General features: G+C 70.3%; 6 protein-coding genes. 1 reads left to right on the plus strand and 5 read right to left on the minus strand.

Annotated elements, in window-relative coordinates:
• Positions 1-62: 62 nt before the first annotated feature.
• From ACYPYD_RS07300 to tsaD, 5 genes are all read right to left on the minus strand, one after another.
• Positions 63-686, minus strand: coding sequence for a hypothetical protein (locus ACYPYD_RS07300; RefSeq protein WP_051586858.1), 624 nt, complete (start codon positions 684-686; stop codon positions 63-65).
• Positions 687-826: 140 nt separating this feature from the next.
• On the minus strand, positions 827-1549 hold the full coding sequence (locus ACYPYD_RS07305; protein ID WP_211149661.1) for an OmpA family protein: 723 nt from the start codon (positions 1547-1549) through the stop codon (positions 827-829).
• Positions 1550-1580: 31 nt separating this feature from the next.
• On the minus strand, positions 1581-3134 hold the full coding sequence (locus ACYPYD_RS07310; protein WP_008830280.1) for a lipopolysaccharide biosynthesis protein: 1554 nt from the start codon (positions 3132-3134) through the stop codon (positions 1581-1583).
• Positions 3131-4129 (minus strand): NAD(P)H-dependent glycerol-3-phosphate dehydrogenase, encoded by a 999-nt coding sequence (locus tag ACYPYD_RS07315; protein ID WP_211149659.1) that lies wholly within the window; start codon positions 4127-4129, stop codon positions 3131-3133. Before ACYPYD_RS07315 ends, ACYPYD_RS07310 begins: the two co-directional genes overlap by 4 nt.
• Positions 4126-5160: a tRNA (adenosine(37)-N6)-threonylcarbamoyltransferase complex transferase subunit TsaD gene (tsaD, locus tag ACYPYD_RS07320; RefSeq protein WP_459662633.1), complete on the minus strand. Its 1035-nt coding sequence runs from the start codon at positions 5158-5160 to the stop codon at positions 4126-4128. Before tsaD ends, ACYPYD_RS07315 begins: the two co-directional genes overlap by 4 nt.
• Positions 5161-5204: 44 nt before the next feature.
• Between tsaD and hemC the strand changes: the two genes are divergently transcribed.
• The gene (gene hemC, locus ACYPYD_RS07325; protein ID WP_459662634.1) at positions 5205-6155 is read left to right on the plus strand and encodes a hydroxymethylbilane synthase; all 951 of its coding nucleotides are present in this window, start codon (positions 5205-5207) and stop codon (positions 6153-6155) included.
• The last annotated feature ends 107 nt before the right edge of the window (positions 6156-6262 follow it).

Genomic DNA, 6262 nt, shown 5'->3' on the forward strand with positions numbered 1-6262 from the left:
AAGCAATCCAGGGCAGTCTTGAGCGTCCTGGATTGCTTCGCTGCGCTCGCAATGACGAGGTTTTACAGCTTCCCGAACTGTGCCTCGTAAGCGCCGGTATCGCCGCTCGACAACAACCGCGCCTGCTCCACCCAGCTGTCGCGGCGCGGGCGGCCCGCGAAGGCCCCGAGCTTGGTGTCGAGGTCGTCGAGGTCGGCATCGCTCCATGCCGCGATCTGGGCGTAGCTCGTTACGCCCAGCGCATGGAGCAATGTCAGCATCTTGGGGCCGAGACCCTTGATCTTGCGCAGGTCGTCCGCCGCGACTTCACCCTCGGCCGTCTCCACGACCGGCGGGGCCGGAGGAGCGGGCGTCGGGTCGGGCTCGGCGGCGATGGTCTGCGGGGGCTCGTGCGCCGCATCGTTGTGGCGCGCCTCGTCGGCCTCTTCCTGCGCGGCAACGGCGATGACCTCGCCGATGCCCGCCATCGTCCCGGCCATCGCGGGCGGGTCGATGTGGTACTGCGAGGCGGGCGGCGCGTCGTCTATCAGCGCCTGGTTGCGCTGCGCGGGCGCCGCGCCCTCGTCGAGCACGTCGGGGCGATGCTCGCGCCGCGCCGGCTTCGAGCCGTGGATGAAGACCCAGTAGGCCACCACGATGCCCACGAGCAGCGCGACGATGAAGACCAGCCAGTTCGCCTGAACCATTTCCAGCACGTCAGTTCACCTTCCTGCGATTCCATATTGCGGCGCCGATGCCGAAACCAATCCCGTAGGACAGCAGCACCGAGACGGCCATTTCCAGCCATAGCGGCAAGGCAGCGTCCTTTCCTAGTCCCTCAAGTCCATCATTCAGGCCCCGGCGTATCGATCGGCGTCGGCTTGACCGGCGCGGTGTAGAGCACCGAGAACTCGATGCGCCGATTGGCCGGGTCGAGCGGGTCCAGCCCTTCCACTGGCCGCGCCGAGCCGAGGCCTGCCGCACGCAGGTTCGTCGCCGGGATGCCGCGCGCGATCAGCGCCGAACGCACCGCCTCCGCCCGCGCCTGCGAGAGCGCGACATTGACCTTCTGGTTGCCCGAGGCGTCGGTATGCCCGGTCACCGCGATGATGCTGCCCACGCAAGGCCGCAGCGAGCGCGCCACTTCGCCCAGCAGCCGCTCGCTCGACGGTTCGAGGCGCGTGCTGGCCTCGCCGAAACGGATGGTGCGGGTTTCGAGGATGCGCTCGACGTCGTCCTGGCAATGGGCCGAGACGCTGCGGTCGTCGCCGTCCCGCGCCCAGCTCACCCCGGCGATCCCCGGCACCGCGGCGATGGCGGCGGCGACAGCCTTGCGCGTCTCTGGCGAAAGGTCCCTGCCGCCGGAGAGCACCGGGTGGCGGGTCAGCCAGCCGTAGCGGTCGCGGAAATTCAGCGTCACGCCCTTCCCGCCCACAGCATCGCGCGCGGCCGAAGCCTGCCGGTCGAGGTCGCCGATGAACGCAAGCCCCCGCGCCCGGGTGACGGCGAAGGACATGACCAGGCACAGCGCGGCTCCGGCGACGATCAGCGATGCGCGGCGGGGATTCATGTAGGCAACCTAGAGAACCGAAGCCGGGCTGTCAGCCGGGCAGTTGCTCGCCAAGCGGAGTTTCGACCTTCTTCGCCTTCTGGAACAGCCGCCGGTCCTCAGGCCCGAACGCCTTCTTCCAGATGACGAGGAAGTAGGAACCCAGGATCGCCGGGATCCCGAAGGCCAGCGCCGCCCACTCGGGCAGGAAGCGCACCGCGAGGAAACCGATGACGACGGCCGGCAAAGCCGCCCAGACTAGCGCCCAGCGCCAGTTGTTGATCGGCTCCTTGAGGATGCGCGCCAGCATCACCGACTTGACGATCGAGGACAGCCCCAGCGCCAGCATCAGCGCGCAGGCGGCAGCGGCGGCCTGGAACAGCGGATTGAAGCCGAGCCGCTGCATCAGCAGGATGCCGAAGAGCGTCAGCGCCGCCTGCAGCGCGATGGTCCCGATCGAGACCCACAAGTTGCGCAGCCGCGCGACGTAGATCAGCGCCGCCTCGCTCACCACGGCGGTGGCGGCGACCACCTCGGCGGCGAGCAGGAAGGCCAGCGCCCCGGTGCCGCCGACGAACTCGCGTCCGACGAGGCCCATCACGCCGTTGCCGGGAATGCCCAGCGCCAGTGCGATCCCGGCTTGCGAGGCGGTGATCCAGAAGCCCACCTGACAGACCTGCCGGGCGATGGCGGCATAGTCCTTTTCCTTCAGGTTGCGCGTGATCACCGGGCCGAGCACCGGCTCGAAGCTGGTCTTGAGCTTCTGCGGCAGGCTCGCCACCTGCTGCGCGGCGTAATAGACGCCGACCGCCGAGGCCGGGGCAAGGAAGCCGAGCAGGAAGATGTCGACGCGCCGGGTGCCCCACTCGATGGCGTCGGCCAGTGCGATCGGCAGCGAGCGCAAGGCCAGCTTGCGCATCGCGCCGGGCCGGGGCTTCCACCCGCGCGGCAGGCCGTATTCGCGGAAGAACGGGATGAACGCGGTGATCGCGGCGGCATAGATCGAGGCGATATAGGCGATGGACAGCCCGCTCTCGGGCGCCAGCCAGATCATCGCGCCCGCCATGATCGAGATCGTCCAAGGCTCCACGATCGCGCGCGACCATACCGTCGGCGTCACCCGCAGACGATAGGCGAGCGCGGCCAGCCAGATCTCGGTCATCGTGAAGGGCGGCAGCGCGATCACCATCAAGCGGTCGATCTGCGTGTAATGGCCACCCGGGAACAGCACGCCCGGCACGAACCAGAACAGCAGGGCGGCGGTGCAACTGGCGATGATCGCGAGGATCGAGCCGTCGGCGATCACGTTGGCAGGCCGCACCTGCCCCTCGGTCTCCGACAGCCGCTGCGCCAGCCCGCGCTTCTCGCCCATCGTGCAGAGCATCGAGGTCAGTTCGATCAGCACCAGCGCCGAGGCGAAGCGGCCCAGCGCAGCCGGTCCGTAGGACGCGGCGCGCCCGGCGATGAACAGGAACGGGATGCGCGCGGCGAGCCGCAGGAAGAATCCGAACAGGTTGGTGCGCCCGCCCTTGGCGAGAGCGGCGATGTCGTCGCGCTCCTTGTCGCCTTGCGGTGCGTGGGCGGGATCGCCGTATGGCGTGCTCAAGAAGCAGGCTCCTGCTCGTCGCGCAGCGGGCGCGACAGGAGATCGCTCACGACCGCGCTCGCCGGAGCCTCGCCCTTCAGCAGCCGTTCGACCGCCTCGACGATGGGCATCTGGATGCCGTCACGGCGGGCGAGGTCGGCGAGCACCGGTGCGGTCGCCGCGCCTTCGGCCACGCTGTTCTTGCCCGACAGCGCCTCGGCGGCGGTCAGCCCCTTGCCCAGCGCGAGGCCGAGCGAGAAGTTGCGGCTGGAGGTGGAGGAACAGGTCAGTACCAGATCGCCAAGACCGCACAGGCCCGACAGCGTCTCCGCGCGGGCGCCTCTCGCCAGCCCGAAGCGCAGCATTTCGGCATAGCCGCGCGCGATCAGCGCCGCGCGGGCGTTCTGGCCGAGGTTCAAACCCTCGACCACACCGCAGGCAATGGCGAGCACGTTCTTGACCGCACCGCCGATCTCGGCGCCGACGACGTCATCGGAATAATAAGGCCGCAGCGCCGGGCGGGCGAGCAGCGGCGCCAGCCGGTCCCACTGCGCACGCCCGCCACCGCAGGCGAGCGTCACGGCGGTTGGCAGCCCGGCGGCGACTTCATGCGCAAACGTGGGGCCGGAGAGCACCGCCAGCCGCTCGGGCGCGCAGGCGCTCGCGGCGACGTCGGCCATCAGGCGGCCGGTTCCGGCCTCGATACCCTTGGCGCAAAGCACGAGATCCCGGTCGCCTGCAGGCAGGCCCGCGATCACGGAGGCGAGGAACTGCGCGGGCACGACCACCAGCAGCGCCGGAAGTGCGGCGAATTCGCCCAGGTCGCTGGTGGCGCGGATGGTGGACGCCAGCGCGGCGCTCGGCAGGTAGAGGCCGTTGCGGCGGTCGCGGTTGATCTCCTCGACCAATTCGGTCTCGCGTGCCCAGAGCAGGACGTCGCTGCCGTCGCTGGCGAATGCCTGCGCCAGCGCCGTGCCCCATGCGCCTGCGCCGATAACACCGATCTTCGCGCTCATGCCTTCACTCCCGCACCGCGTACCGCCTCGGCCTCCGGATCGAGCGGCCAGCGCGGGCGCGCCGCCACGTCGAGCGGGTCGGACTGCCCGCGTTCGAACCGCTCCACACCGGCCCAGGCGATCATCGCCGCATTGTCCGTACACAGGCTAAGCGGCGGTGCGATGAAAGGCAGCGAATGGCTTGCCGCCAGCGCTTCCAGCGCACTGCGGATCGCCTTGTTCGCCGCGACGCCGCCCGCGACGACGAGCGCGTTCACCGGCCCGCACTTGGCGAGCGCCCGGCGGGTACGGTCGATCAGGCAGTCGATCGCGGCCTGCTGGAACGAGGCGGCGATGTCGGCATCGGTGTACTCGCCCGACTGCTTCGCCCGCAGCACCGCGCTCTTGAGCCCGGCGAAGGAGAAGTGCGGCTCGGCCGAACCCTTGAGCGGGCGCGGCAGCGGCACTTTCTTCGCATCGCCCTGAAGCGCCAGCCGCTCCAGCGCCGGGCCGCCGGGATAGCCGAGGCCGAGGACCTTGGCGGACTTGTCGAAAGCCTCGCCCAGCGCGTCGTCGATGGTTGTGCCGAGGCGGCGGAACTGGCCCACGTCCTCGACCAGCAGAATCTGGCAGTGCCCGCCCGAGACCAGCAGCAGCAGATAGGGATAGGCTAGGCTGGCATCGGCAAGGCGCGGCGACAGGGCGTGCCCTTCGAGATGGTTGACCGCGATCAGCGGCTTGTCGGTGGCCATCGCCAGCGCCTTGGCGGTGACGAGGCCGACCATGACTCCGCCGATCAGCCCCGGCCCGGCGGTCGCGGCGATCGCGTCCACCTGATCGAGCGTCATCCCGGCATCGGCCAGCGTCGCCTCGATCAGCGGGGCAAGCCGCTCGGCATGGGCGCGCGCGGCGATCTCGGGCACGACGCCGCCGAAGGGGCGGTGCTCTTCGTCCTGCGAGGCGATGCGCTGGGCGAGGATCACCCTGCCGTCGGTGACCAGCGCCGCCGCCGTCTCGTCGCACGAGGATTCAATGCCGAGAACTATGCTCATCCGGCCTTCCCCTGAACGACAATGCCCGGTAGCACAAGCCGCCGATGACCAACGATAAACAAGACCAGACCTTCCGCCCTGAGCGTTACAAATTGGGCACACGCCGTTCGCCGCTGGCGATGGCGCAGGCCCATGAGGCGCGAGACCGGCTCGCCCAGGCGCACGGAATCGATCCGGCGCATATAGAGATCGTGGCCGTCACCGCCAGCGGCGATCGCATCCAGGACCGCGCGCTCGCCGAAATCGGCGGCAAGGCGCTGTGGACCAAGGAACTCGACGCCTGGCTGGCGAGCGGCGAGATCGACTTCGCGGTCCACTCGGCCAAGGACGTCGAGACGATCCGCCCCCAGGCTTTCACGATCGGCGCCATCCTCCCGCGTGGGGACGTGCGCGACGTGCTGGTCGGCGCGGAAAGCATCGCCGCTTTGCCGCCGGGCGCCGTCGTCGGCACCAGCGCCCCGCGCCGCGCCGCGCAGCTGCTCCACGCCCGGCCCGACTGCAAGGTGGTGACCTTCCGCGGCAACGTCGCCACCCGCCTCGCCAAGCTGGCGGCGGGAGAGGCCGACGCGACGTTCCTGGCGCGGGCGGGCCTCGTGCGGCTGGGCGAGACCGGCACCGGCCACCCCCTCGACGCCGAGGACTGGCTGCCCGCCCCGGCGCAGGCCGCGATCATGATCGAGTGCCGCGCCGACGACGAACGCACCCGCGCCTTCCTCGCCGCCGTGGACGACGCGCCCAGCCGCGCGCAAGTGCTCGCGGAGCGGGCATTGCTGGCGGGCCTCGGCGGCAATTGCCACAGCCCGATCGCGGTGCTGACCCGCAACGAGGGCGGCCATCTCGTCATGCGCGCCGCGCTCTACAGCCCCGATGGCGCCGAGCACGTTACGGGTGAGGCCCGCTTCCCCGCCGCCGACGCGGAAGGTCCGGGCCGCCTCGCCGCCGACCTGCTCGCCCGCGCGGTTCCCGCCATCACGGTGCATTTTGCCGGAGCGTGAACCCTTCGTCGTCCCGGACTTGATCCGGGACCGGTGGCTGTCTTTAGCCGCGAACTCGCCGCGCGCGCCGCAAGGTGGGCGGGTCCCGGCCAGCGGTCCCGGATCAA

Source organism: Novosphingobium sp. 11B (genome assembly GCF_054589055.1).

Coding starts and splice junctions, on each gene's coding strand:
- ACYPYD_RS07305 (WP_211149661.1), bottom strand. CDS start 1,549: ATGAATCCCCGCCGCGCATCGCTGATCGTCGCCGGAGCCGCGCTGTGC.
- hemC (WP_459662634.1), top strand. CDS start 5,205: ATGACCAACGATAAACAAGACCAGACCTTCCGCCCTGAGCGTTACAAA.
- ACYPYD_RS07315 (WP_211149659.1), bottom strand. CDS start 4,129: ATGAGCGCGAAGATCGGTGTTATCGGCGCAGGCGCATGGGGCACGGCG.
- ACYPYD_RS07300 (WP_051586858.1), bottom strand. CDS start 686: ATGGTTCAGGCGAACTGGCTGGTCTTCATCGTCGCGCTGCTCGTGGGC.
- tsaD (WP_459662633.1), bottom strand. CDS start 5,160: ATGAGCATAGTTCTCGGCATTGAATCCTCGTGCGACGAGACGGCGGCG.